Source organism: Streptomyces sp. NPDC107454 (genome assembly GCF_055582885.1).
The window spans coordinates 174,764-196,547 of sequence record NZ_JBVJPA010000006.1; the positions used below are offsets into that span (position 1 = coordinate 174,764).

The 21,784-nt window shown below is 70.0% G+C and carries 23 protein-coding genes, 4 tRNA genes and 1 pseudogene; 18 read left to right on the forward strand and 10 right to left on the reverse strand.

What is annotated here, in order from left to right; all coding sequences use genetic code 11:
- Positions 1 to 200 precede the first annotated feature (200 nt).
- Both ACZ69M_RS16430 and ACZ69M_RS16435 read right to left on the reverse strand, forming a co-directional pair.
- Positions 201 to 1,058, reverse strand: a complete 858-nt coding sequence (locus ACZ69M_RS16430) for an inositol monophosphatase family protein (protein WP_470050424.1) — start codon at positions 1,056 to 1,058, stop codon at positions 201 to 203.
- A 148-nt stretch (positions 1,059 to 1,206) separates the two neighbouring features.
- Positions 1,207 to 1,608, reverse strand: coding sequence for a YccF domain-containing protein (locus ACZ69M_RS16435; RefSeq protein WP_351706001.1), 402 nt, complete (start codon positions 1,606 to 1,608; stop codon positions 1,207 to 1,209).
- Between the two features lie 118 nt (positions 1,609 to 1,726).
- On the opposite strand from ACZ69M_RS16435, the pseudogene ACZ69M_RS16440 reads away from it, so the two are divergent.
- The 3 genes and pseudogenes from ACZ69M_RS16440 to ACZ69M_RS16450 form a co-directional block, all read left to right on the forward strand.
- A pseudogene (locus ACZ69M_RS16440) lies at positions 1,727 to 1,825 on the forward strand (YccF domain-containing protein); the annotation flags it as partial.
- A 15-nt stretch (positions 1,826 to 1,840) separates the two neighbouring features.
- On the forward strand, positions 1,841 to 2,986 hold the full coding sequence (locus ACZ69M_RS16445; protein WP_470050426.1) for a barstar family protein: 1,146 nt from the start codon (positions 1,841 to 1,843) through the stop codon (positions 2,984 to 2,986).
- Positions 2,987 to 3,038: 52 nt separating this feature from the next.
- On the forward strand, positions 3,039 to 3,605 hold the full coding sequence (locus tag ACZ69M_RS16450; RefSeq protein WP_470050428.1) for an SMI1/KNR4 family protein: 567 nt from the start codon (positions 3,039 to 3,041) through the stop codon (positions 3,603 to 3,605).
- Positions 3,606 to 3,684: 79 nt separating this feature from the next.
- Here ACZ69M_RS16450 and ACZ69M_RS16455 read toward each other — a convergent pair whose 3' ends face one another.
- Positions 3,685 to 4,929 carry an APC family permease gene (locus ACZ69M_RS16455; RefSeq protein ID WP_470050430.1) on the reverse strand — a complete coding sequence of 415 codons (1,245 nt, stop codon included), beginning with the start codon at positions 4,927 to 4,929 and terminating at the stop codon, positions 3,685 to 3,687.
- Positions 4,930 to 5,100: 171 nt separating this feature from the next.
- Between ACZ69M_RS16455 and ACZ69M_RS16460 the strand changes: the two genes are divergently transcribed.
- The gene (locus ACZ69M_RS16460) at positions 5,101 to 5,367 is read left to right on the forward strand and encodes a GlsB/YeaQ/YmgE family stress response membrane protein (protein WP_054228314.1); all 267 of its coding nucleotides are present in this window, start codon (positions 5,101 to 5,103) and stop codon (positions 5,365 to 5,367) included.
- Between the two features lie 130 nt (positions 5,368 to 5,497).
- Here ACZ69M_RS16460 and ACZ69M_RS16465 read toward each other — a convergent pair whose 3' ends face one another.
- Positions 5,498 to 5,986 (reverse strand): YajQ family cyclic di-GMP-binding protein, encoded by a 489-nt coding sequence (locus ACZ69M_RS16465; protein WP_101403673.1) that lies wholly within the window; start codon positions 5,984 to 5,986, stop codon positions 5,498 to 5,500.
- 202 nt (positions 5,987 to 6,188) lie between these two features.
- On the opposite strand from ACZ69M_RS16465, the gene ACZ69M_RS16470 reads away from it, so the two are divergent.
- Positions 6,189 to 6,270: transfer RNA gene (locus ACZ69M_RS16470), tRNA-Tyr, on the forward strand.
- Between the two features lie 928 nt (positions 6,271 to 7,198).
- Here ACZ69M_RS16470 and ACZ69M_RS16475 read toward each other — a convergent pair.
- A complete protein-coding gene (locus tag ACZ69M_RS16475) occupies positions 7,199 to 7,531 on the reverse strand; it encodes a hypothetical protein (RefSeq protein ID WP_352046393.1) in 333 nt (110 codons plus the stop codon).
- Positions 7,532 to 8,388: 857 nt separating this feature from the next.
- Between ACZ69M_RS16475 and ACZ69M_RS16480 the strand changes: the two genes are divergently transcribed.
- A complete protein-coding gene (locus ACZ69M_RS16480) occupies positions 8,389 to 8,601 on the forward strand; it encodes a hypothetical protein (protein ID WP_060901523.1) in 213 nt (70 codons plus the stop codon).
- A gap of 33 nt (positions 8,602 to 8,634) precedes the next feature.
- Here the strand turns inward: ACZ69M_RS16480 and ACZ69M_RS16485 are convergent, their stop codons facing one another.
- Together ACZ69M_RS16485 and ACZ69M_RS16490 are read right to left on the reverse strand one after the other, a co-directional pair.
- The gene (locus tag ACZ69M_RS16485; RefSeq protein WP_470050433.1) at positions 8,635 to 9,291 is read right to left on the reverse strand and encodes an NAD(P)H-binding protein; all 657 of its coding nucleotides are present in this window, start codon (positions 9,289 to 9,291) and stop codon (positions 8,635 to 8,637) included.
- Positions 9,292 to 9,485: 194 nt separating this feature from the next.
- Positions 9,486 to 10,736, reverse strand: coding sequence for an amidohydrolase family protein (locus ACZ69M_RS16490; protein ID WP_470050435.1), 1,251 nt, complete (start codon positions 10,734 to 10,736; stop codon positions 9,486 to 9,488).
- A 532-nt stretch (positions 10,737 to 11,268) separates the two neighbouring features.
- Here ACZ69M_RS16490 and ACZ69M_RS16495 point away from each other — a divergent pair.
- From ACZ69M_RS16495 to ACZ69M_RS16530, 8 genes are all read left to right on the forward strand, one after another.
- A tRNA-Thr gene (locus ACZ69M_RS16495) sits at positions 11,269 to 11,341 on the forward strand.
- 46 nt (positions 11,342 to 11,387) lie between these two features.
- Positions 11,388 to 11,460, forward strand: a tRNA-Met gene (locus ACZ69M_RS16500).
- 87 nt (positions 11,461 to 11,547) lie between these two features.
- Positions 11,548 to 11,712, forward strand: a complete 165-nt coding sequence (rpmG, locus tag ACZ69M_RS16505; protein ID WP_004571794.1) for a 50S ribosomal protein L33 — start codon at positions 11,548 to 11,550, stop codon at positions 11,710 to 11,712.
- A gap of 165 nt (positions 11,713 to 11,877) precedes the next feature.
- Positions 11,878 to 12,330: an FAS1-like dehydratase domain-containing protein gene (locus ACZ69M_RS16510; RefSeq protein ID WP_470050438.1), complete on the forward strand. Its 453-nt coding sequence runs from the start codon at positions 11,878 to 11,880 to the stop codon at positions 12,328 to 12,330.
- Between the two features lie 2 nt (positions 12,331 to 12,332).
- The gene (locus ACZ69M_RS16515; protein ID WP_470050440.1) at positions 12,333 to 12,761 is read left to right on the forward strand and encodes a MaoC family dehydratase; all 429 of its coding nucleotides are present in this window, start codon (positions 12,333 to 12,335) and stop codon (positions 12,759 to 12,761) included.
- 442 nt (positions 12,762 to 13,203) lie between these two features.
- Positions 13,204 to 13,773, forward strand: coding sequence for a TetR/AcrR family transcriptional regulator (locus tag ACZ69M_RS16520; protein WP_470050442.1), 570 nt, complete (start codon positions 13,204 to 13,206; stop codon positions 13,771 to 13,773).
- A gap of 111 nt (positions 13,774 to 13,884) precedes the next feature.
- Positions 13,885 to 15,348, forward strand: coding sequence for a DHA2 family efflux MFS transporter permease subunit (locus ACZ69M_RS16525; protein WP_470050444.1), 1,464 nt, complete (start codon positions 13,885 to 13,887; stop codon positions 15,346 to 15,348).
- Positions 15,349 to 15,494: 146 nt separating this feature from the next.
- Positions 15,495 to 16,550 carry a UDP-N-acetylmuramate dehydrogenase gene (locus ACZ69M_RS16530; protein ID WP_470050446.1) on the forward strand — a complete coding sequence of 352 codons (1,056 nt, stop codon included), beginning with the start codon at positions 15,495 to 15,497 and terminating at the stop codon, positions 16,548 to 16,550.
- Positions 16,551 to 16,573: 23 nt separating this feature from the next.
- Here the strand turns inward: ACZ69M_RS16530 and ACZ69M_RS16535 are convergent, their stop codons facing one another.
- Complete coding sequence (locus ACZ69M_RS16535; protein ID WP_470050448.1) at positions 16,574 to 17,206, reverse strand: NAD(P)-dependent oxidoreductase; 633 nt, start codon at positions 17,204 to 17,206, stop codon at positions 16,574 to 16,576.
- Between the two features lie 125 nt (positions 17,207 to 17,331).
- Here ACZ69M_RS16535 and ACZ69M_RS16540 point away from each other — a divergent pair, with 125 nt between their 5' ends.
- Positions 17,332 to 17,943, forward strand: a complete 612-nt coding sequence (locus ACZ69M_RS16540; protein ID WP_470050450.1) for a TetR/AcrR family transcriptional regulator — start codon at positions 17,332 to 17,334, stop codon at positions 17,941 to 17,943.
- A 51-nt stretch (positions 17,944 to 17,994) separates the two neighbouring features.
- On the forward strand, positions 17,995 to 18,714 hold the full coding sequence (locus ACZ69M_RS16545) for a hypothetical protein (RefSeq protein WP_470050452.1): 720 nt from the start codon (positions 17,995 to 17,997) through the stop codon (positions 18,712 to 18,714).
- Here ACZ69M_RS16545 and ACZ69M_RS16550 read toward each other — a convergent pair.
- Both ACZ69M_RS16550 and ACZ69M_RS16555 read right to left on the reverse strand, forming a co-directional pair.
- On the reverse strand, positions 18,659 to 19,699 hold the full coding sequence (locus ACZ69M_RS16550; protein WP_351302474.1) for an adenosine deaminase: 1,041 nt from the start codon (positions 19,697 to 19,699) through the stop codon (positions 18,659 to 18,661). The genes ACZ69M_RS16545 and ACZ69M_RS16550 overlap by 56 nt on opposite strands.
- Positions 19,700 to 19,829: 130 nt before the next feature.
- On the reverse strand, positions 19,830 to 21,056 hold the full coding sequence (locus ACZ69M_RS16555) for a pyridoxal phosphate-dependent aminotransferase (protein ID WP_470050454.1): 1,227 nt from the start codon (positions 21,054 to 21,056) through the stop codon (positions 19,830 to 19,832).
- Positions 21,057 to 21,303: 247 nt separating this feature from the next.
- Between ACZ69M_RS16555 and ACZ69M_RS16560 the strand changes: the two genes are divergently transcribed.
- Positions 21,304 to 21,376: transfer RNA gene (locus ACZ69M_RS16560), tRNA-Trp, on the forward strand.
- A 107-nt stretch (positions 21,377 to 21,483) separates the two neighbouring features.
- A complete protein-coding gene (gene secE, locus ACZ69M_RS16565; RefSeq protein WP_067367170.1) occupies positions 21,484 to 21,765 on the forward strand; it encodes a preprotein translocase subunit SecE in 282 nt (93 codons plus the stop codon).
- The last annotated feature ends 19 nt before the right edge of the window (positions 21,766 to 21,784 follow it).

A 21,784-nucleotide genomic window follows, 5' to 3' on the forward strand; every position in this document is an offset into this window, starting at 1 on the left:
ACCTCCTCGGCCGTCGCCCCCCGGGGTCGCCGTACCGCCCCAGCAGCTGATCTGTGCTGTTGTGTTGCATTCAGCGAAGTGTTGACTCCAATGCTTCAGTCGCCACTCCTGGCATGCGCCGCGAGAGTGGTGTGGCCTGGAGCGATCTAAAGCTTGTCCCGCAACCGCTGGGACGGGGTCAAACAGCCGTGATGCGCTGGTCAGTTGGGGGCTTCGGTCATCTTCAGGAGCTCTTGGTGGAGGCCGGGTCGGGCAAACAGTGCGGCGCCCGTATCCGTTCGCCGCTGGCCAGAGAGGTCGCTGAAGGTGCCGCCGGCCTCCTCGACGATGGGGATCACTGCGGCGATGTCCCAGGGGCCAGCGCCCAGCAGAAGGAAGGCATCGGCCTTTCCTGTCGCGACCAGGAGAGCGCCGTGGCAGGTGCCGGATGCGGTAGACGGCTTGCGGGGTGGCGGTGCGGTGGGGTCCACCGTGGACCAGTCGAGCGCGGGGAGCACGGTTGCGGTGCCTGCTGCGAGCCGCGCCGCAACCGCGCGTTCGGTTTCGCTCAGCCGGGACGGAGGGGGCCAGATTCCTATGGCAGCATCCTTGGCGTTTCCTCCCACCGTGAGCGTCAGTTGGCGCAGTGGTGCTGATGGATCGGAGGGGCACGGCCCCATCCAGGCCGCGCCGCCCGGGGCTGCCCACCAGCGGCGCCCGAGCGCGGGGGCGGAGACCATGCCCATGGTCACGGCGCCGTGTTCTTCCAGGGCGATGAGGGTGCTCCATTCCGGCTCGCCCGCGAGGAAACTCGCTGTGCCGTCAATGGCATCGATGATCCATCGGCGGCTGCTCCGCCCATGGGCACCGAACTCCTCACCAACGAACGCGTCGCCCGGATGTTCCGCACGGATCGACGCGCGCAGGCCATGTTCGATCTCCCGGTCCGCCTCGGTGACCGGACTTCCGTCGCGCTTGTCATCGGCACCCAGGTCGGGTGCACGGAAGTAGTGCCGCGCGACCTTGTCTGCCTGATCGGCCAGGCGGTGCGCCAGCGCCAGGTCTGCTGCGTCCGTCATACAGCTCACTCTTCCGTCCGTCGACCGAGCAGCCGCGCCGCCATCGACCCGAAGATCATTACAGGGCAAGCGTTAGGCGGCGACATCTAGGAGAGGCGAGCCAGGCAGGCCCTTCGCACTCGTGGCTTCGGCCTGGCGCGTGCCAAGGTCAGCGGCCACCGAACCTCTGATCGGTTGGGACCACCTCGCGCCCCAGCGGCATCAATGAGATGGGGATGAGCTTCAGGTTGGCCCATCCGAACGGGATGCCGACGATCGACAGGAACAGCGGGATGCTGGTGATCAGGTGCCCCAGCGCCAGCCACCAGCCCGCGAAGATCACCCAGATCACGTTGCCGATGAACGACGGCGCGCCGGCGTCCGGCCGCTCTACAGTGGTTCGGCCGAACGGCCACAGCACGTAGCCCGCGATACGCAGCGAAGCGATGCCGAACGGGATGGTGACGATCAAGATGAAGCACACCAGCGCGGCCAGCGTGTACGCGATCGCCATCCAGATGCCACAGAAGACGAACCACAGGACGTTCAGTAGGAAGCTGAACAGCTTCATGATCGGCACCTCTCCAGGTTTTTCCGTCGCCACTGCCTGCCAAGACAAGTATCAGCTCGTCAGGCGTTCAGGCGGAACCGCAGCGGCCTTGTGGCGTGATCGGGAACATTCCGAGACGATCCCGTTCGGCATCGCCAACTTCAAACTCATCCCGGTCTCGTTGCTCCCGCTGGGCCGCGAAATCGTCCGCACGGACGAGCCGTTCGCCACGCGCTGACAGGGCGGCGCGGGGGTGCAGAATCCGAAGTACGCCGTGGCGGCGTACAGCAACAGGGGCATCGGCGAGTCGATATGGGCGCTGTGCAAGGACGCCACTGACGAGCTCTACGCCGATCCGCTCCCTCCCCCGCGCGTCCGGTACGACCTGCTGGGCTGCGCACCCCGGGGCGAGCTCGTCGGGGCCGTGGAGCGGGCCCGCACCACGGGCTCCGCTCCGTTGGGCGGCCTATTGGTGCGGACCCTCGACGCCACGCACACCCCGGTCGGGGAGGAATGGCCACTGGAGTACGCACGGGTCCTCGGCGACCGCCCGTGCGCGCTCGACCCGACGCTGCGCGACATCACCATCGAGGCGTCGGCGGTCCCGGACACCCAGCCCGAACACCCCCAACGGCCGTTACTCTCCGCGGGACACCGGCTGCTGGGCGTGGACGGCGAGCCGTGGGGCCACTGCAGGGACCTCGGCCAAGTCCCGGGCGAATTCCTCGAACCGGCCGACCCGCCGGTGCGCCTGCTCGGCTGCTCTCCGCGCGGATCCCTGCGCGACGCGCTCGAAGCGGGTGACGAGGACCTGGGACACGCCCGCGTGCTGCGCCTCAACCGGGTCGGCCGGACGGTCGGCTCCGTACTCGAAGGCGAGATCATCGCCTGGATCCCCTCCGCGCACGGCCGGGGCCTGGTCGATCTCACGCTCGACCCCTGGTCGCGGCGGCTTCCCAGGGCAGCCCGCGAGGCCTGGGACGTGTGGTGGCACGATCGCCAGTCCGAGCCGAACAGCTGGGCCCGATGCAGCTCGCAGGGGCGCGAGTTCTGGCTCGGCCGGGCACGCGAAGGAACGAACCCGTACGGGCCGGACCCAGAGCCAGGCTCCACCTACCATCTCGACGGCCGCCACGTCACCGACGCGCCGGCCTTCCACTGCGCGCTGGGCGAGGCGGTGAACGGCCCCGGCGGCTACTTCGGCCACGACCTGAACGCCGTCGCCGACTGCCTGCGAGGCGGCTACGGCGCCGAGCCGCCCTTCACTCTCGTCTGGCACGACGCCGACGTCGCCCGTACCTGCCTCGGCGTGACACCGTGCCGCGACCGCAGACCCCCGACCTTCGAGGAACTGCTCGCCTTCCTCACCGAGAGCGGCGTCGACGTACGCATGGCCTGATGGGTTATCCACAGGCCGCCCGATTGTCAGTGGCGCGCTGCATCATGAAGCCATGACCGAAATCGAGCAGTTGCTGGCACGGGTCGGTACGGAGGCCCGCAACACCCGCCCGTGGGGCTGGCCTTCGCTCCCCGACCCCGTGGACGCGACGACGGTCACCCGCGCCGAAGCCGTCCTGGGCTTCACCCTGCCGCCACTGCTCGCCGCGCTCTACCTGCAGATAGGGGACGGCGGCTTTGGTCCGGAGTACGGCCTGTTGCCGCTGCTCGACGGCGCCCCGTCCGGCGAGCCCGCCGCCGTCCCGCAGTACCTCGCCCACCGGGAGAGCGGTCGACAGGACCCCGACTGGCCCTGGCCGGAGGGCGTCCTGCCGATATCCCACTGGGGCTGCGGGATGTACGCGTGCGTGGACTGCCGCAGCCCCCGGGGCACGGTCCTGCTCTTCGAGCCGAACGCCGACGAGGCCGACCGCGCCTGGTACGTGGACGCGCCCGACCTGGAGGCGTGGCTGGACACCTGGCTGGAGGGCTCCGGCTGGTACGAGGAGTCCAACGACGACACGGACTTGGCCCCTTGGCCCGACTTCCGCATACGCACGGCGGCGGCGCAGACCTCGTAGCGACCTGCCTGCCCCCGACGCCCCGTCGGCGGCTACCGCGAGGCCGCGCACCCCGTCACGCTGTACGCCATCCACCCGGTCACGGCGTACGCCGCCACCCCCTCACGCCGTACGCCGCCACCCCCACCCCCAGCACAGCCGCGCCCACGACGACTGACAGCGCCGGAAGTGCGAACGCCAGGGTCACGCACCCGACGAGTCCGAGCACCGGCACCAGTCGCGCCGCCGGAGCGGGGCTCAGGGTCCACGCCGACGCGTTGGCCACGGCGTAGTACGCCAGTACACCGAAGGAGGAGAACCCGATCGCGCCCCGCACGTCCACCGTCGCGGCCAGCGCGGCGACCACCGCGCCCACGGCCAGCTCCGCCCGGTGCGGCACCTGGAAACGCGGGTGTACGTCGGCCAGGGCGCCCGGCAGATGACCGTCGCGGGCCATGGCCAGTGTCGTCCGTGAGACGCCCAGGATCAGGGCGAGGAGCGAGCCGAGCGCGGCCACGGCCGCACCCACCCGAACCACCGGCACCAGCCCCGGCACACCGGCCGTCCGTACCGCGTCGGCCAGCGGCGCCGAGGCACGCCCGAGCCCCTCCGGCCCCAGCACCGAAAGGACCGCCACCGCGACCGCCACGTACACCACGAGCGCGACACCCAGAGCCGTCGGGATCGCGCGCGGAATGGTGCGTGCCGGATCCCGTACCTCCTCACCGAGCGTCGCGATCCGCGCGTATCCGGCGAACGCGAAGAACAGCAGCCCCGCCGCCTGAAGCACCCCGCCCGCGCCACCGGAGACCCCGACGTCCAGCCGTCCGGCGTCGGAGGCGTCCGATCCGAGACACACGACCACCACGGAAGCGAGGACCGCGAGGACCACCGAAACGATGACCCGGGTCAGCTGGGCGGACTTGTGCATGCCGCCGTAGTTCACCGCGGTGAGGGCCACCACGGCCCCGACCGCCACCGCGTGCGCCTGCCCCGGCCGGACGTACGCGCCCACGGTGAGCGCCATCGCCGCACAGGAGGCCGTCTTCCCGACGATGAACGACCAGCCCGCCAGATAGCCCCAGAAGGCGCCGAGACGCTCACGCCCGTACACATAGGTGCCACCGGAGGCGGGATACAGAGCGGCCAGCCGTGCCGAGGACATCGCGTTGCAGTACGCGACCACGGCCGCGATCGCGAGCCCTAGGAGCAGACCGGACCCGGCCGCCCGTGCGGCGGGGCCCAACGCCGCGAAGATCCCGGCACCCACCATCGACCCGAGCCCGATGACCACGGCGTCCCCGACGCCCAGGGTGCGCCGCAACTCGGATCCGGACTGTGCCATGGGCGGCACCCTACTGATCGCTGCAACCGACCGCTGCCGACGAGGCGTCTTTCCCGACAACGCGCCACGAACACCAGCACGACCACCGGCTGCTCGAACTCGAAGGCATGAGACAGCAGGTCCGGAGCAGGATCACAGCACAAGCACAGCGCGGAGAGGCAGGTTCAGGGCATGGGCATCATCAGCTGGATCATTCTGGGACTGTTGGCCGGAGCCATCGCCAAATTCCTGCTGCCGGGCCGCGACCCGGGCGGCTTCATCGGAACGACCGTCATCGGCATCGCGGGCGCGTTCATCGGCGGCTGGATCTCCGCGCGCTGGCTGGACCACCCGATCGCCAAGCAGTTCTACGACGGCGCCACGTGGGCCGCCGCGATCGGCGGCTCGCTCGTTCTGCTCATCCTCTACCGCATCCTGTTCGGCGACTCGCGCCGTTGAGCGCACGGCCCGAGGCCGCAGCCAGCGGGCGAGCAGGGTGGGCACCCCCGGGGGCCCACCCTTCCTCGTACGCGCAAATTTCCTCGCACGCGCAATGAACCACCGGCTGAAGCCGGTCGGTGGCCGATGGCTACCGGTAGTTCACGTACTGCAGCGCGAAGTCGAAGTCCTTGCCCTTGAGCAGTGCCTGCACGGCCTGCAGGTCGTCACGGCTCTTCGAGCTGACGCGCAGCTCGTCGCCCTGCACCTGCGCCTTCACGCCCTTCGGGCCCTCGTCGCGAATGATCTTCGCCACCTTCTTCGCGTTCTCCTGGGAGATGCCCTCCTCGATGGACGCGAAGATCTTGTACTCCTTGCCGGAGAGCTGGGGCTCGCCCGCGTCCAGCGCCTTCAGCGAGATACCGCGCTTGACCAGCTTGGTCTCGAACACATCGAGGATGGCTTTGACCCGCTCCTCGGAGTTCGCCTCCATCAGGATCTTCTCGCCGGACCAGGAGATGGAGGCGCCCACGTTCTTGAAGTCGTAGCGCTGCGAGATCTCCTTGGCGGCCTGGTTGAGGGCGTTGTCGACCTCCTGCCGCTCGACCTTCGAGACGATGTCGAAACTGGAGTCGGCCATGTCCTGTGGCTCCTTGTATCGGGGTGCGTAGGGGCGGCCGTCGAGCCCGGCGTAGGTCCCCGGCCGCATCCGCATAAGCCTAGCCACCCCCTCCCCTCCAGGCGCAGATCAATCGGGTGGCGAAGCACCCCCGAGCATCGGGTATCGTTTACGTCGTTGCCAGGGAGCACCGCCGAAAAGCGGTCCTCAGGGCAGCAACCCCGGCGGTGTGCCCGAGCGGCCAAAGGGAGCAGACTGTAAATCTGCCGGCTCAGCCTTCCCAGGTTCGAATCCTGGCGCCGCCACATGAAGGTAGACCCTCTCCGATCTGCGGAAACGTAGATCGGAGAGGGTCTCTTCGTTTTCGAACGTGATCTTTCGATCGGAGTCGAAAAGGGGTGACTTGTCTCACTCTGGCTCGCCCGGATCCCGCTCCTGATCAGCCTGCGTCCTCCAGGCGTCGCCCGAGGGGACGGGTGGGCGGTCACTCCGGCTCGTTCCACTCGCGCAGGGCGGCGGCTGTCCGCCGGTTGGCTCGCTCCTGGGTCTGCGCGAGCACTCTCTCGTAGACCCTGAACGGCACCGCGATCGTGTGACCTGCACGCCGGGCGCACCGCATCGGGTCCACGCCGGAGCTCAGCCAGAAAGGGACCCCGGCTTGACGCAGGTCGTAGGGTCGCCGCGCGAGCAGGGAAGCGACCTCAGCCGCGCTGTGCACTTTTTCCCGAGCTTTTGCCCAGGCCTCCCCGTACCCGGTTTCTGCGCGGACGTCGGTGGAGAGGTTCGTCCACGCTGGTCGCCGGAGGCTGATGACCAGCCAGATGCCGGCCGACCGGCCGGCACGTGCGATCTTGTCGAGGGCCTCGAAGTCGGCGACGTGGGCGGCCTCTTGGACCCGTGCGACCGCGGCGTTGAGCGGGGTGGCCGAATGGGGCGGCGGTCACGGAGCAGGTCGGTCACCCCTGCCGGCGGTCACGCTCGCGGTGGCCTGGGCGTGGCGGGAGCGGCGGAACTTGTTCGTGCCACCCGCCACGGCCCAGGTGACCGCGGAGAGCAGGACGCTGCGGCGCCCATTCCAGCTCACGCAAACCCGGCGGACGGGGGTGGCTCTTGGGAACCGTCGTGGTGCGAGTCACCGTGGGTTCGGATTCAGATCCCACACCCACGGCCAGGGGACGGCCTCTGACCGGGTGAAACAGTCAGAGGCCGTGGTCTTGTCCGAGCAGGTTTCCCCTACTGCTCGTAAGGGTTGAAGCACTTGAGCGCGGCCCAGCCGTAGATGACCTTGTGGTCCTTGCGCACCACCTTGCCGTAGATCCAGGCCTTGTCCACCTTGATGTCCTTGTAGCCCTTGTAGTCCACCTTCGTGCCGTTCATGAGGTCGCCCTTGTAAGCGACGCCAGTGACCTTCGCGCTGGTGTTGGAGTGCGCTCGTATGTTGACCGAGCTGCACGTGGCCTTCAGCTTCCAGGTGGAAGCTGCCGACGCGGACTCGGCACTCAGTCCGAGCGCCCCTATCGCGAGGGCGGAAGCGCTCAGAATCGCCACCAGTGACTTCTTCAGCATTGCCGTGCTCCTTATCGACTATCGGCTGCGACTGTCCACAGCGAGCACAGCCGACCGTGTCCGGCTGTCCGCGTGGACAGACGCGACTGTCTAGTAAACCCCCGCGAGCAGGCCGGATTTCGACAGGTCGTCGACAATCCTTCGATAGATCGTCAACGGTCTGACTACGGCTCCGCTCTGTCAGGTTCCGTGACAGCAGACGTAGTTGGCGGTGGGTACGCGTTTCGCCCCAGCCGTGCTCGGTGGCCGGATCGATGCGGTCCCCTGGTGGTTGCGACCTCGCGGACAGCCGGGCGCTCCTGCGTTGAGCGGCGAACGAGGGCACGCTTGGATGAAGGTGAGCGCTCCAAGAGTCGTTTGCGTGTTTGCCGGACGGTCTCTCGTTGAAAGGGCCCCAGCGACGTCGGCCTGGGTCAGCGGTCGACTCCGAGGCGACGTGTCCCTCGCTCCGTCCGCCGCGCGTTCCCCCGGCCCCTGCGCGGTCTGCGCATCCGTCGGCTCGGCGCGCGGCGTTCCGTGGCTGGTGAAGCGAGTGCTCCGGTACGAGTGCGTTGCCCCGCCGTCAGCCTTGACGTGACCGCGCCACCAAGGGTGCTCGGGTCGCCTTCTACGGCCTCACCGTCTCCCACAGTTGAGCGAACATCGACGCGTCCCGCAACGTCGGCCTCACAGGAACAAAGGCCCCGTGATCTGTCTGAAGAGCAGGTCACGGGGCTGGATCACGCTGACGTGCCATCGCCGTGAGGCCACAGGTCCGGGCGGCCATCGGGGCCGGCCGCACCGCCTCTTGGGGCCGGGGTAGGGGTCGGGGCCGGGTGGTGTCGGTGCGGCGGTTGCCCGCCGGGCAGACTGATCTCATGTCATCGCGTCGTAGGAACTGCCCCGAGTGCCGTAGGGAGATCGCCGTCGTCGCGGGACGGTTCGCCCGGCATGATCCGCCCGGTGCGCGGGGGAGCGGGGAGCTGGTCTCGTGTCCTGGGTCGCGTCGGCCGGCGCAGCTGGGTGCGGCCCAGCCGACGCTGGACGGGTACTCCGTGCCCGACTTTCCCGGGCAGCTTCCGTTGTTCTGAGCGGGCCGGCGAATGGCCTGGTCCGGTCGGTGTCTAGTTCCCCGCGACCGATTTGACCGCCACCGAAATCGGCGTCGAGCCGCTGATCAACTCCAGGGTCAGCCCGGCCGTCGCAGGAGTCTCCACCAGCTCCGCCAGGACCGCGGCGACGTCGTCCCGCGAGACCGCTCCGCGGCCGGTCGAGGCCTCCAGGCGTACGAGGCCGGTGCCGGCGTCGTCGATCAGCGATCCGGGGCGCAGGATCGTCCACTCCAGGGACGTACGACCGCGTACGTACTCGTCGGCCTCGCCCTTGGCGCGCAGATACAGGTCGAAGACGTCGTCGCCCGGGTGGGCCGGGTTCGCGCCCATGGACGACACGACGACGTGGCGCCGTACTCTCGCTCGTTCCGCGGCGTCGGCGAACAGGACGGCGGCGCCCCTGTCCACCGTCTCCTTGCGGGCCGGACCGCTGCCCGGGCCCGCGCCCGCCGCGAAGACGGCCGCGTCCGCGCCGTGCAGATGGGCGGCGACCTCCTCCACCGAAGCCGACTCCAGATCACAAAGGACCGGCTCGGCACCGGCCGCCCGCAGATCGTCGCCCTGCTCGGCGCGGCGGATGATCCCCGCGACCTCGTCACCGCGCGCGGCGAGCAGTCGCTCCAGCCGCAGCGCGATCTGACCATGACCTCCAGCGATGACAATGCGCATGTTTCCGACCGTACGCCCGGATGGACCCGTTCGCCGCACGACCCTGTGGACAACTCAGGGGTCTCTTGAGTTGTCCACAGGGTCGCGCGGCGGCGGAGGTCGTCGTGCTCTCGGCCCGCGTGGTGAACAGGGGGCGCTCGGGCGGTGGTTGTGGCCGCGCGCACAATGTGCGGGGTGCTGGACGGCAGTTGCCGCTAGGAAGGCTCTCCGCGTCCCTGTCGGGGCAGGTCCAGGCCCGCAGCAGCCGCCGAGTTGCAGTACTCCCGCACCGCGCTGGTCCGTGCGACCACGCGCCCCCGGTGCACCACGATCCGGCTGTACGCGAGCGACAGCGCCCCTGCCAGCCGGTTCCCGCGCACCGCGAGCAACTCGGCCGGGAAACCCGCTTCCACGCGTACCTCGGGCAGCCCGAGGGCGGCCCGCGCGCCGGAGCTCACGGCGTCGTACGCGTCCTCGGGGCGCAGACCGTGCCGTGAGGCCAGCAGGTACGCGGCCTCCAGGGGGTCGCCGCGGCCCACGGGGTTCGATACGTCCCGGAGGGCGCCGCTGCCCGCGGCGATCCGTACCCCGGCCGCCCGCAGCATCCGTACCGGAGGCGTTCCGCGCCGGTCCACGCCCCCGCAGCCGCCTTGTGGCAGGCACACCACGGTCACGCCCGCCGCGGCGAGTTGGTCGGCCGCCCGGGAGGCCACCTCGGACGGCAGCCGGCCGAGGCCGCCGCACGGGCCGAGCGTCACGCCGGACCGCAGGCCGCCCGCCATCGCCGCGAGCCGGGCGAGCCGGGCGGGATCGGCGGCGTCCGTGTGCAGGTCGACCGGGCAGCCGTGTTCCGAGGCGAGTTCCAGGACCGCCTCCACGTACCCCGTCGGATCCGGGTCGGCGTCCGGGCAGCCGCCCACCACCGAAGCGCCCATCTTCACGGCGTCCCGCAGAATCGCGAGCCCGTCGGCACCGGCGACCCCGGTTAGCACCCGCGGCATCGCCACCGCCGTCAGCTCGGCCAGCCCGCGCAGCGCCCGCCGCGCCTGGAGCACCGCCGTCAGCGCGTCGAGACCCTGTACGTCGCCGACGCGCACGTGCGAGCGCGACGCCGTCGCCCCGTGCCCGAGTTGCAGCAACGCGGCCTCGGTGGCCCGGCGCTGGACCTCCTGGGTGTCGTACGAGAGGGGGCCGTCGCCGTCGGCCGTCAGGGCCGTGTCGCCGTGCGCGTGGGGCTCGGCGGGGGCCGGCAGGAGCAGGTAGCCGTCGAGGTCCACCTTCGAGGCGCGCGAGCCGGAGGAGGGCGTCGCCAGGCTCCCGGCGGTGCCGACCGCCTCGATGCGCCCGGCGCCCAGCCGCACGTCCACAGTCCGGCCGTCGGTGAGCCGCGCTCCGCGCAGCAGCAGGGTGGCGGTGTCGGTCTGTCCCGACGAGGAGTGGGGTGGCTGCGGCTGGCTGTCGGGCATCGCGCTCCTGGGGCTCGGGGGCGGCTGCGGGGAGGGGCGACTGGGGAGGTGGGGCGCTTCAGTTGAGAGGGGCGACCGGGGAGGTGGGCGCTTCGGTGGTGGGGGTGTGTGTGTGGGGGGGGGAGGAGAGGGGGCGGTGGAGGGGTGGGGCGAGGTCGTGGGCGGTGAGGGGCAAGATCACGCAGCGTGAGTCGAGCCTAGGGTGGCGAGCCCTCCTCGTCCGGGAGGAGCGCAATAGTCGTACCGGTGTGGTCCGTGCACGGACAGAAAGCGGGAGATGAGAGCCGGGCACGCGAGTCGGGGCGGCCGGACGGAGCCGCTGGTCGGACGGGCGGAGAGGCTGGGACCGGGGGCTGTCGACCGGGCTGTGTGCCCGTGATCCGTGGGGCGTGAGCGGCCGGAGTCGCGGTCGTGACACACCGTTCGTAAGGGGCCGGAGTCGCGGCGGCGAACGGCCGGGAACAGGCCGGGGCGGGTGCCGCGAAACGGATTTGGGCGATCGGCGGGCGAGCGTGTAATGTCTTCATCGCTCGCCCCAATAGCTCAGTCGGTAGAGCGTCTCCATGGTAAGGAGAAGGTCTACGGTTCGATTCCGTATTGGGGCTCTGGTGTGAGGGGTTCCCGTCGCAAGGCGGGGACCAATCGCATCACAGCGGTGTAGCTCAGTCGGTAGAGCAAGCGGCTCATAATCGCTGTGTCACCGGTTCAAGTCCGGTCACCGCTACAGACAGTAGCCGATTGTGGGGTCGGTCCTTCGATCGGCTACTCTTCTATGCGTTAATGTCCCATCCGTTCGTCAAGGAGCACTCCTGTGGCTGCCACCGACGTCCGCCCGAAGATCACGCTGGCCTGCGTGGAGTGCAAGGAGCGGAACTACATCACCAAGAAGAACCGGCGTAACGACCCGGACCGACTGGAGATGAAGAAGCACTGCCCGCGTTGCAACGCGCACACCGCGCACCGCGAAACGCGATAAATCAGGCTCGTACACGAGGCCGTCCCCAGTAACGGGGGCGGCCTCGTGTCGTTCACCGGCCGAGTGCCGACGTGCGAGTGGTCGTCGAGCAGTCGCCGACAGTCCTCGTACGGGCATCGGTCCGAGAATCGCTGCACCGGCTGAAAACCAGGAGGTACCGAGCCCATGGCGCTCGACCAGTCCTTCGTGGGGCGGTCCTACCCGCCCACCGCCCCCTATGAGGTCGGTCGGGAGAAGATCCGCGAGTTCGCGGAGGCCGTGGGGGACACCAACCCGGCGTACACGGACCCGGAGGCCGCCAAGGCGCTCGGGTACTCCGATGTGATCGCCCCACCGACCTTTGTGTTCGCGATCACCTTCAAGGCCGCGGGGCAGGTCGTCCAGGACCCCCAACTGGGTCTCGACTACAGCCGTGTGGTGCATGGTGACCAGAAGTTCGCCTACACCCGTCCGGTGCGCGCGGGCGACCGGCTCACGGTCACCTCGACCATCGAGGTGATCAAGTCCATGGCGGGCAACGACATCGTGGACATCCGCGGTGAGGTTCATGACGAGGCGGGCGAGCACGTGGTGACGGCCGTCACCAAGCTCGTGGCACGTGCGGCGGAGGAGGGCTGACCATGGCGGCGAAGATCGCGTATGGCGACGTCGAGGTCGGTACCGAGCTGCCGGCCCGGACCTTCCCCGTGACACGCGCCACACTCGTGCAGTACGCGGGCGCCTCCGGGGACTTCAACCCCATCCACTGGAACGAGAAGTTCGCGGTCGAGGTCGGTCTCCCCGACGTCATCGCGCACGGCATGTTCACCATGGCCGAGGCGATCCGTGTCGTCACCGACTGGGCCGGTGACCCGGGTGCGGTCGTGGAGTACGGCGTCCGCTTCACCAAGCCCGTCGTCGTCCCCAACGACGACAAGGGAGCGACCATCGAGGTCAGCGGCAAGGTAGCGGCCAAGCTGGACGACAACACCGTCCGCGTCGACCTCACCGCGATGAGCGCGGGGCAGAAGGTCCTGGGCATGTCGCGAGCGGTCGTTCGACTGGCCTGATGGCCGTCATGGAGGGCGAGGGTAGGAGCGGGTAAGGGGCGTCGGCCATGGTCGGCGCCCCTTACGTGTGTCTGGTCATGTCTGGTCATGTCTGGTCATGTCTGGCCATGTCTGGCCACGCGTGGCCGTACTCGGTTCGTCCGTGGTCCGGTTGTCTGTCGGTGTCCGTCGTCTGTCGTCTGGGGTCGGGTTGTCTGCCGGCCGCCGTCCGGCTGTCCGACAGTGGGTGGGTCGGGGCCGTGGCGGTACGTCGAGCCCATCGCCGCTGGATCAGACGTGGGCCGGGCAAGGGAGCCGCTGCTCGATCCGGCCGTGAGCGACGGGCTTGCGACGTACCGCCACGGCCCCTTCCGTGCGAGTGCGGGTGCCGGTCGTCGTGCCGTTCGAAGCCGCTCCGGGCCACCGCTTGACGTAGTTAGTGATTGGGCACTAACTTAGTCGCATGGTCAGGATGAGCGCAGACGAGAGGCGCGAGAGCGTCATCCGCGCGGCGATCGCGGAGTTCGCCCGGGGTGGGTACTACGGCACCTCCACCGAGGCGATCGCCAAGCGCGTGGGTGTCTCGCAGCCGTATCTCTTCCGGCTCTTCCCCGGCAAGCGGGCGATCTTCCTCGCGGCGGCGCGCCGCTGCATGGAGGACACCATTCGCACCTTCGGGGAGGCCGCGAAGGGCCTGGAGGGCGAGGATGCCCTGCATTCCATGGCGAACGCGTACACCAAGGCGATCGCGGACCACCCCGAGCAGCTGCTGATGCAGATGCAGATGTACGTCGCGACCGCGGCCGCGGAGCGGGCCGGCGATCGTGAGCTCGGCGAGGTCGTGCGGGCCGACTGGATGCGGCTGTGGGAGACGGTTCATCTGCCGCTCGGTGCCGAGCCGAACGACACGACGACCTTCATGGCGTACGGCATGCTCGTCAACTGCCTGGTGGCCATGGGTTTTCCGCCCGAGCACAAGGTCTGGGAAGGGATGTATCCGTCGGCGCGGGTCAAGGGCCGGCTGGAGAAGTAGGCAGGTAGAGCGGGGAAACGGGTGGGGGAGGCGGATGTCGGCGCCCTTTTCTGCCCGCGAAAGTTAGTTATCAATAACTAACCATAGGGACGAACACCCTTAGGGGGAGCGATGTCACAGCAGACCGCACGTCGCGGGGGAGCCACCTGGGCCCTCATCATCACCAGCGTCGCCGGATTCATGGCGGCTCTCGACAATCTCGTCGTCACCACCGCACTGCCCTCCATCCGCAAGGATCTCGGCGGAGCGCTGGACGACCTGGAATGGACCGTGAGCGCCTACACGCTCACCTTCGCCGTCCTGCTGATGTTCGGTGCGGCGCTCGGCGACCGGTTCGGCCGTCGTCGGCTCTTCCTCGTCGGTCTCTCCGTCTTCACCGGCGCCTCGGCGGCCGCCGCCATGGCGCCCGGCCTCGACTCGTTGATCGCCGCCCGCGCGGTCCAGGGCGTCGGCGCGGCGATCATGATGCCGCTCACGCTCACCCTGCTGACGGCCGCGGTGCCGGTCGCCAAGCGCGGCATGGCGTACGGGATCTGGGGCGCCGTGAACGGACTCGCGGTCGCCTCCGGACCCCTCATCGGCGGCAGCCTCACCGAACACGTCTCCTGGCACTGGATCTTCTGGCTGAACGTTCCGCTGGGCCTCGCCCTGCTGCCCCTCGCCCGGCTGCGGCTGGCCGAGTCCCACGGCACCGGCGCCCCGCTCGACATCACCGGCACCCTGCTCGTCAGCGGCGGTCTGTTCGGGATCGTGTACGGCCTGGTCCGCGGGCCCGCCGAGGGCTGGACCAGCCCGATCGTCCTGACCGGTCTGCTCGCCGGCGCCGCGCTGCTCACCGGCTTCGTCCTCCACGGCATCCGCGCCAAGAACCCGATGCTGCCGATGCGGCTCTTCCGCTCCCGTGCCTTCGCCGGGATCAACGCCGCGAGCCTGCTGATGTTCCTCGGGATGTTCGGCTCGATCTTCCTGCTCAGCCAGTACATGCAGGGCGTCCTCGGCTACTCGCCCACCCAGGCCGGTCTGCGGATGCTGCCCTGGACCGGGATGCCGATGCTCGTCGCGCCGATCGCCGGGTACCTCTCCGACCGCGTCGGCGGGCGTCCCGTGGTCGCCACCGGGCTCTTCCTCCAGGCCGCCGGGCTCGCGTACTACGCCTCCGTGGTCGCCGCCCATGCCTCGTACGCCGCCCAGCTGCCCGCCCTGATCGTCAGCGGCATCGGAATGTCCCTGTACTTCGCCCCGGCCTCCAACCTGGTCATGTCCAGCGTCCGTCCGCAGGAGCAGGGCATCGCCTCCGGCGCCAACAACGCGCTGCGTGAGGTGGGCGGCGCGCTCGGCATCGCGGTGATGTCCTCGATCTTCTCCGCGCAGGGCGGCTACGGGACCGCGCAGACCTTCGTGGACGGTCTGCGGCCCGCGCTCGTGGTGGGCGCCGCGGTGGTCGCCCTGGCGGGCGTCGCGGCGCTGCTCATCCCGACGGCGCGGCGTGCGGCTCAGACCCGGGTCGTCGCCCCCGAGTCGCCCCAGGGGCAGGATCTGGCCCAGGCGCCGGTTCTGGAAACCGCCTCACGCTGAGGCAGGGAGACCGCCTCGTGGTGAGTGGGAGGGCAACCGCTCGCCGGTGGAGGGTCCAGGATCCAAACCCTTGATTGGTTCATCCCGTGCACACCCAGAAGCGGCCCCGCCTCGACCGGCGGGGCCCTTCTCGTACTCTTGAGCCCGTGCAGGAACTCCACGACGCTCCGCTCGCCCCGCTGACCACCTTCCGGCTGGGGGGTCCCGCGACCCGGCTGATCACCGCCACGACCGACGCCGAGGTGATCGCCGCCGTCCGGGAGGCCGACGACACCGGTACGCCGCTGCTGATCATCGGCGGTGGATCGAACCTGGTCATCGGCGACAAGGGCTTCGCCGGGACCGCCCTGCGCATCGCGAGCACCGGCTTCGCCCTCGACGGTACGAGGCTGGAGCTGGCGGCGGGCGAGGTGTGGACCGACGCGGTCGCCCGCACCGTCGAGGCCGGGCTCGCCGGCGTCGAGTGCCTCGCCGGGATCCCCGGTTCCGCCGGCGCGACCCCGATCCAGAACGTGGGCGCGTACGGCCAGGAAGTGTCGTCCACCATCACCGAAGTGATCGCGTACGACCGCAGGACGCGCGAGACGGTCACCCTGGCCAACGCCGACTGCGCCTTCTCGTACCGCCACAGCCGTTTCAAGGCCGACCCCGAGCGGTACGTCGTGCTGCGCGTCAGGTTCGAGCTGGAGGACGCGGACGGGCTGTCGGCGCCGATCAAGTACGCCGAGACGGCGCGCTCCCTCGGGGTCGAGCCCGGCGACAGGGTGCCGCTCGCCGCCGCCCGCGAGACCGTCCTGAAGCTGCGCTCCGGCAAGGGCATGGTGCTCGACCCCGAGGACCACGACACCTGGTCGGCCGGGTCGTTCTTCACCAACCCGATCCTCACGGACGAGGAGTTCGCCGCGTTCCACGCGCGCGTGGCGGAGCGGCTGGGCACCGACGCCGCGCCGCCCGCGTACCCGGCGGGCGAGGGCCACACCAAGACCTCCGCGGCCTGGCTGATCGACAAGTCCGGCTTCACCAAGGGATACGGCTCCGGACCCGCCCGGATCTCCACCAAGCACACGCTGGCCCTCACCAACCGGGGCCGGGCCACCACCGAGGACCTCCTCGCGCTGGCCCGCGAGGTCGTCGCCGGCGTCCGCGACGCCTTCGGGATCACCCTCGTCAACGAGCCGGTGACGGTGGGCGTGGAGCTCTAGACGGGGCTCCGGTTCCAGGGCTCCTAGTACGCGACTCCGACGCCCTGCTTCACCGTCCCGGGGTCGTTGATCATTGCCAGCATCGCGTGCGCCACGTCGGCGCGCCCGATGAACCGGCCCTTGAGCGGGAAGCCTCCGACGACCGTCCGGTACGAGCCGGTCACCGGCTTGTTCTGCAGGCGCGGCGGGCGTACGACCGTCCAGTCGGTCGCGCTCCGGGCCAGCTCGCCCTCCATGGCCGCCAGGTCGGCGTAGACGTCCTTCAGGATCAGCGAGACCAGGCCCCGCGCGGCACGGTCGGCGAACGCCGCGCCCTCGGGGTCGGGACCGACCGGCCCCGCGCTCACCACCAGCAGTCGGCGGACCCCCTCGGCCTCCATGGCGCCCAGCACCGTACGGGTCAGCCGGGTGGCGATCCCGGCGTCCTTGCGGCTGCGGGCGCCGAGCCCGGAGAGGACGGCGTCCCGGCCCACGACCGCGGGGCGCAGCGCCTGCGGGTCCGTGAGGTCGGCGCGGAACACCTCCAGGCCCGCACCCGTGACGGTCAGCCGCGCCGGGTCCCGTACGACGGCCGTGACCTGGTGGCCGGAGTCCAGCGCCTGCCGGACGATCTCCTGGCCGATGCCGCCGGTGGCTCCGAAGACGGTGAGTTTCATGACGTGATCCCCCTGGACGAATCGGGTGGGTGAGTATTCACTCACCTCTGCTTGCTCCTAGAGTGGGTAAGCACTCACCCACCCGTCAAGGCCGAACAGGGGTGACCATGGAATCCTTGGGGCCCATGCAGCAGAAACCGGCCCGGATCCGCATCCTCGACGCGGCGCACGAGCTCATGCTCACCATCGGCCTCGCCCGCGCCACGACCAAGGAGATCGCCAAGGCCGCGGGCTGCTCGGAGGCGGCGCTCTACAAGTACTTCCCGAGCAAGGAGGAACTGTTCGTCAAGGTGCTCAAAGAGCGCCTGCCCCAGCTGACCCCGCTGCTGGCCGGCCTCGCGGCCGAGCCGGGCCGGGGCACCCTCCTGGAGAACCTCACCGAGATCGCCCGCCAGGCGGCCCTCTTCTATGAGCAGAGTTTTCCGATCGCCGCCTCCTTGTACGCGGAAACGCAGCTCAAGCGCCGGCACGAGGAGTCGATGCGTTCCATGGGGTCGGGCCCCCACATGCCCATCCGGGGTCTCGACGCCTATCTCCGCGCCGAACAGGACGCGGGCCGGGTCCGCGCCGGGGTCGACACCTACGCGGCCGCCTCGCTCCTGCTGGGCGCCTGCGCCCAGCGCGCCTTCGCCTACGACTCCACCGAGCAGGGCAAGCCGCCGCCCGTGGACGAGTTCGCCCTGTCGATCGCCCGCACGCTGCTGGGCGGAATCTCCGTTGCGGACGAGCCCTCGTGACGGTCACCCTGGCCCGATGAGGCAAGCACCCACGGCCGTGCGGCGCTCCCTGTGCGGCTGAGCGTCACGGAGTTCACGCCGCGCGTCGGCCCCCACGCCCACCGGGTCGTCCAGCCGCGTCAGCCGCTGCGGCACACCACGCTCAGTGACCCCTTCGAAGGCTGGGGCTACCTCGTGGGCGACCACGACGGACTCGCCCGCCTCGCCGCGCTCTTCTCGTTCGCCGCGTTCTCCCGGCACACGATCGTGTACGTCCCACTGCGGCGGAGCATCCCCAGGGCCTGCGTGCCCGGGGTGCCGGTCGACCTCGTCCTCGCCCACCGGTCGCCGGGCCTGCGGCCCTCCGCCTGGCCCGAACTGCGCCGTCGGCTGCGCGCCGGCACCCCGCTCACCGTGCGCACGAACGAGGAGCGCACCGCCGCCCACGCGGCCGCCTGGGAAGCGCGCTGGGAGCAGCGCCGGGACCGCCTCGACGCGCGGGACCGGATCCATCCGGCCGTGCACGCGGGGACCCTCTTCCTCCTCGGCGCCCGCGACACCTTCGCCTCGGCGGCCACGCACCTGGAGGTGGCGGCCGGGTTCGGGCCGCATGGGAAGCGGGCCGCGAAGGGGCAGGACGTGCTCGTCGCCTCCCTCACCCCGCACCTGCCGCCGTCCCGAGGCCGTCACGTCGAGCTGGACATCGGCTTCCAGGCGTATCCGCCGTACGCCCACTTCAGGCGACCGGGGCGGCCAGCCAGTCGTCGATGCCCGACAGCAGCTTCTCCTTGACGTCCTTGGGGGCCGCCGTGGCCCGCACCGACTGGCGTGCGAGCTCGGCCAGTTCCGCGTCCGTGAAGCCGTGGTGGTGGCGTGCCAGCTCGTACTGGGCGGCCAGCCGGGAGCCGAACAGCAGGGGGTCGTCGGCGCCGAGGGCCATCGGGACGCCGGCTTCGAAGAGGGTGCGCAGGGGGACGTCCTCGGCTTTCTCGTAGACCCCCAGGGCGACGTTCGACGCGGGGCACACCTCGCAGGTGATGCCGCGGTCCGCGAGCCGCTTCAGCAGCCGCGGGTCCTCGGCGGCGCGCACACCGTGCCCGATCCGGGTGGCGTGCAGGTCGTCCAGGCAGTCGCGGACCGACGCGGGGCCGGTCAGCTCGCCGCCGTGCGGCGCTGACAGCAGACCGCCGTCCCGCGCGATCGCGAAGGCCCGGTCGAAGTCCCGCGCCATGCCCCGCCGCTCGTCGTTGGAGAGCCCGAAGCCGACGACGCCGCGGTCCGCGTAGCGCACGGCGAGCCGGGCCAGGGTGCGGGCGTCCAGCGGGTGCTTCATGCGGTTCGCGGCCACCAGGACGCGCATCCCGAGCCCGGTCTCCCGCACGGCCGAGTCCACCGCGTCCAGGATGATCTCCAGGGCCGGGATGAGCCCGCCCAGCCGGGGCGCGTACGAGGTCGGGTCGACCTGGATCTCCAGCCAGCCGGAGCCGTCCTTCAGATCCTCCTCGGCGGCCTCGCGCACCAGCCGCTGGATGTCCTCGGGCTCTCTGAGGCAGGACCGGGCCGCGTCGTACAGCCGCTGGAAGCGGAACCAGCCGCGCTCGTCGGTCGCCCGCAGCCGGGGCGGTTCGCCGCTGGTCAGGGCGTCGGTGAGGGCTTCGGGCAGCCGGACGCCGTACTTGTCGGCCAGCTCCAGCACGGTGGTGGGCCGCATCGAACCGGTGAAGTGCAGGTGCAGATGGGCTTTCGGCAGTTCAGAGAGATCACGTACGCGCTCCATTCCAGGATCCTGCCGTACGTTCCCGCCGTGTCGGTAGCGCTTTCCCCGTTAGTGGTCTTGCTCGCACGAAGAAGCGGGCCGTCTCCCCCCGAGGGAAACGGCCCGCACACACGCGTGGAGCGCGAAAACGTCAGTCCTGTGCCTCGGCCAGGAGCTTCTGGATCCGGCTGACGCCCTCGACGAGATCCTCGTCACCGAGGGCGTACGACAGGCGCAGGTACCCCGGGGTGCCGAAGGCCTCGCCCGGGACGACCGCGACCTCGGCCTCCTCCAGGATGAGCGCGGCCAGCTCGACCGTGTCCTTGGGGCGCTTGCCGCGGATCTCCTTGCCGACGAGGGCCTTGACCGAGGGGTACGCGTAGAAGGCACCCTCGGGCTCGGGGCAGAGCACGCCGTCGATCTCGTTGAGCATCCGCACGATGGTCTTGCGGCGGCGGTCGAAGGCCTCGCGCATCTCGGCGACGGCCGTCAGATCGCCGGAGACGGCGGCGAGGGCGGCGACCTGGGCGACGTTGGACACGTTCGAGGTGGCGTGCGACTGGAGGTTGGTCGCGGCCTTGACGACGTCCTTCGGGCCGATGACCCAGCCCACGCGCCAGCCCGTCATGGCGTACGTCTTCGCGACGCCGTTCACGACGATGCACTTGTCGGCGAGCTCGGGGACGACCACCGGGAGGGAGTGGAACTCCGCGTCCCCGTAGACCAGGTGCTCGTAGATCTCGTCCGTCAGGACCCACAGGCCCTTCTCGGCGGCCCAGCGGCCGATCTCCTCGATCTGCTCGCGGCTGTAGACCGCGCCCGTCGGGTTGGACGGGGAGACGAAGAGCAGCACCTTGGTGTTCTCGGTGCGGGCGGCCTCCAGCTGCTCGACCGAGACGCGGTAGCCGGTGGTCTCGTCGGCGACGACCTCGACCGGGACACCGCCGGCGAGACGGATCGACTCCGGGTACGTCGTCCAGTAGGGCGCCGGGACGATGACCTCGTCGCCCGGGTCGAGGATCGCGGCGAAGGCCTCGTAGATGGCCTGCTTACCACCGTTGGTGACCAGGACCTGGGCGGCCTCCACCTCGTAGCCGGAGTCGCGCAGGGTCTTCGCGGCGATCGCGGCCTTCAGCTCGGGGAGCCCGCCGGCCGGCGTGTAGCGGTGGTACTTGGGGTTCGAGCAGGCCTCGATGGCGGCCTGGACGATGTAGTCCGGGGTCGGGAAGTCGGGCTCACCGGCGCCGAAACCGATCACCGGACGGCCGGCGGCCTTGAGTGCCTTGGCCTTGGCGTCCACGGCGAGGGTGGCGGACTCGGAGATCGCGCCGACTCGGGCGGAGACCCGGCGCTCGGTGGGAGGGGTTGCAGGGCTCATGGCACCCATCGTTTCAGACCGGAAACTCCCCCGGCACGCGGGTTTCACGGACTGAACACCAAGAGAACAACCGTCCGGATCCGGATCCCTCACCGGTCGATCTTCGGCGGACAAAGCCCGTACGGACACTTTCTGTTCGACGACCGGCCCCGGACCACGTACACTCTCACCTCGTTGGCCTTCACCGGCCGCACTCATCCGATGCACACCGAGCATCCGGGTGGATGCGGTACGTTGGGGGAAACAAAGGGTCGTAGCTCAATTGGTAGAGCACTGGTCTCCAAAACCAGCGGTTGGGGGTTCAAGTCCCTCCGGCCCTGCTACACACACCTTCGCCAGGATGTGTGCGCATGTACGTACCGCAATGCACCGCCGTGCGGCTCAACCGGGCGCGGCACGGCCACGACCCGGAATCAGGTGAGGACGAGTGACGGACGCCGTGGGCTCCATCGACATGCCTGATGCCGAGGCGCCCGAGTCTCAGAAGAAGGCCCGCAAGGGCGGTAAGCGTGCCAAGAAGGGCCCGCTGAAGCGCCTTGCCACTTTCTACCGCCAGATCGTCGCGGAACTCCGCAAGGTCGTCTGGCCGACTCGCAATCAGCTGACGACGTACACCACAGTGGTGATTGTCTTCGTCGTCATCATGATTGGCCTGGTGACCGTGATTGACTATGGGCTCAACCACGCCGCCAAGTACGTCTTCGGCTGAGCCGAGAGCGAAGGGCGCC

What these genes read in the sequence shown, in the direction of transcription:
- ACZ69M_RS16430 (WP_470050424.1), bottom strand. Translation starts at nt 1,058, where the DNA reads ATGACGGACGCAGCAGACCTGGCGCTGGCGCACCGCCTGGCCGATCAG.
- ACZ69M_RS16435 (WP_351706001.1), bottom strand. Translation starts at nt 1,608, where the DNA reads ATGAAGCTGTTCAGCTTCCTACTGAACGTCCTGTGGTTCGTCTTCTGT.
- ACZ69M_RS16450 (WP_470050428.1), top strand. Translation starts at nt 3,039, where the DNA reads ATGACCGAAATCGAGCAGTTGCTGGCACGGGTCGGTACGGAGGCCCGC.
- ACZ69M_RS16455 (WP_470050430.1), bottom strand. Translation starts at nt 4,929, where the DNA reads ATGGCACAGTCCGGATCCGAGTTGCGGCGCACCCTGGGCGTCGGGGAC.
- ACZ69M_RS16460 (WP_054228314.1), top strand. Translation starts at nt 5,101, where the DNA reads ATGGGCATCATCAGCTGGATCATTCTGGGACTGTTGGCCGGAGCCATC.
- ACZ69M_RS16465 (WP_101403673.1), bottom strand. Translation starts at nt 5,986, where the DNA reads ATGGCCGACTCCAGTTTCGACATCGTCTCGAAGGTCGAGCGGCAGGAG.
- ACZ69M_RS16475 (WP_352046393.1), bottom strand. Translation starts at nt 7,531, where the DNA reads ATGCTGAAGAAGTCACTGGTGGCGATTCTGAGCGCTTCCGCCCTCGCG.
- ACZ69M_RS16480 (WP_060901523.1), top strand. Translation starts at nt 8,389, where the DNA reads ATGTCATCGCGTCGTAGGAACTGCCCCGAGTGCCGTAGGGAGATCGCC.
- ACZ69M_RS16485 (WP_470050433.1), bottom strand. Translation starts at nt 9,291, where the DNA reads ATGCGCATTGTCATCGCTGGAGGTCATGGTCAGATCGCGCTGCGGCTG.
- ACZ69M_RS16490 (WP_470050435.1), bottom strand. Translation starts at nt 10,736, where the DNA reads ATGCCCGACAGCCAGCCGCAGCCACCCCACTCCTCGTCGGGACAGACC.
- ACZ69M_RS16510 (WP_470050438.1), top strand. Translation starts at nt 11,878, where the DNA reads ATGGCGCTCGACCAGTCCTTCGTGGGGCGGTCCTACCCGCCCACCGCC.
- ACZ69M_RS16515 (WP_470050440.1), top strand. Translation starts at nt 12,333, where the DNA reads ATGGCGGCGAAGATCGCGTATGGCGACGTCGAGGTCGGTACCGAGCTG.
- ACZ69M_RS16520 (WP_470050442.1), top strand. Translation starts at nt 13,204, where the DNA reads ATGGTCAGGATGAGCGCAGACGAGAGGCGCGAGAGCGTCATCCGCGCG.
- ACZ69M_RS16525 (WP_470050444.1), top strand. Translation starts at nt 13,885, where the DNA reads ATGTCACAGCAGACCGCACGTCGCGGGGGAGCCACCTGGGCCCTCATC.
- ACZ69M_RS16535 (WP_470050448.1), bottom strand. Translation starts at nt 17,206, where the DNA reads ATGAAACTCACCGTCTTCGGAGCCACCGGCGGCATCGGCCAGGAGATC.
- ACZ69M_RS16540 (WP_470050450.1), top strand. Translation starts at nt 17,332, where the DNA reads ATGCAGCAGAAACCGGCCCGGATCCGCATCCTCGACGCGGCGCACGAG.
- ACZ69M_RS16550 (WP_351302474.1), bottom strand. Translation starts at nt 19,699, where the DNA reads ATGGAGCGCGTACGTGATCTCTCTGAACTGCCGAAAGCCCATCTGCAC.
- ACZ69M_RS16555 (WP_470050454.1), bottom strand. Translation starts at nt 21,056, where the DNA reads ATGAGCCCTGCAACCCCTCCCACCGAGCGCCGGGTCTCCGCCCGAGTC.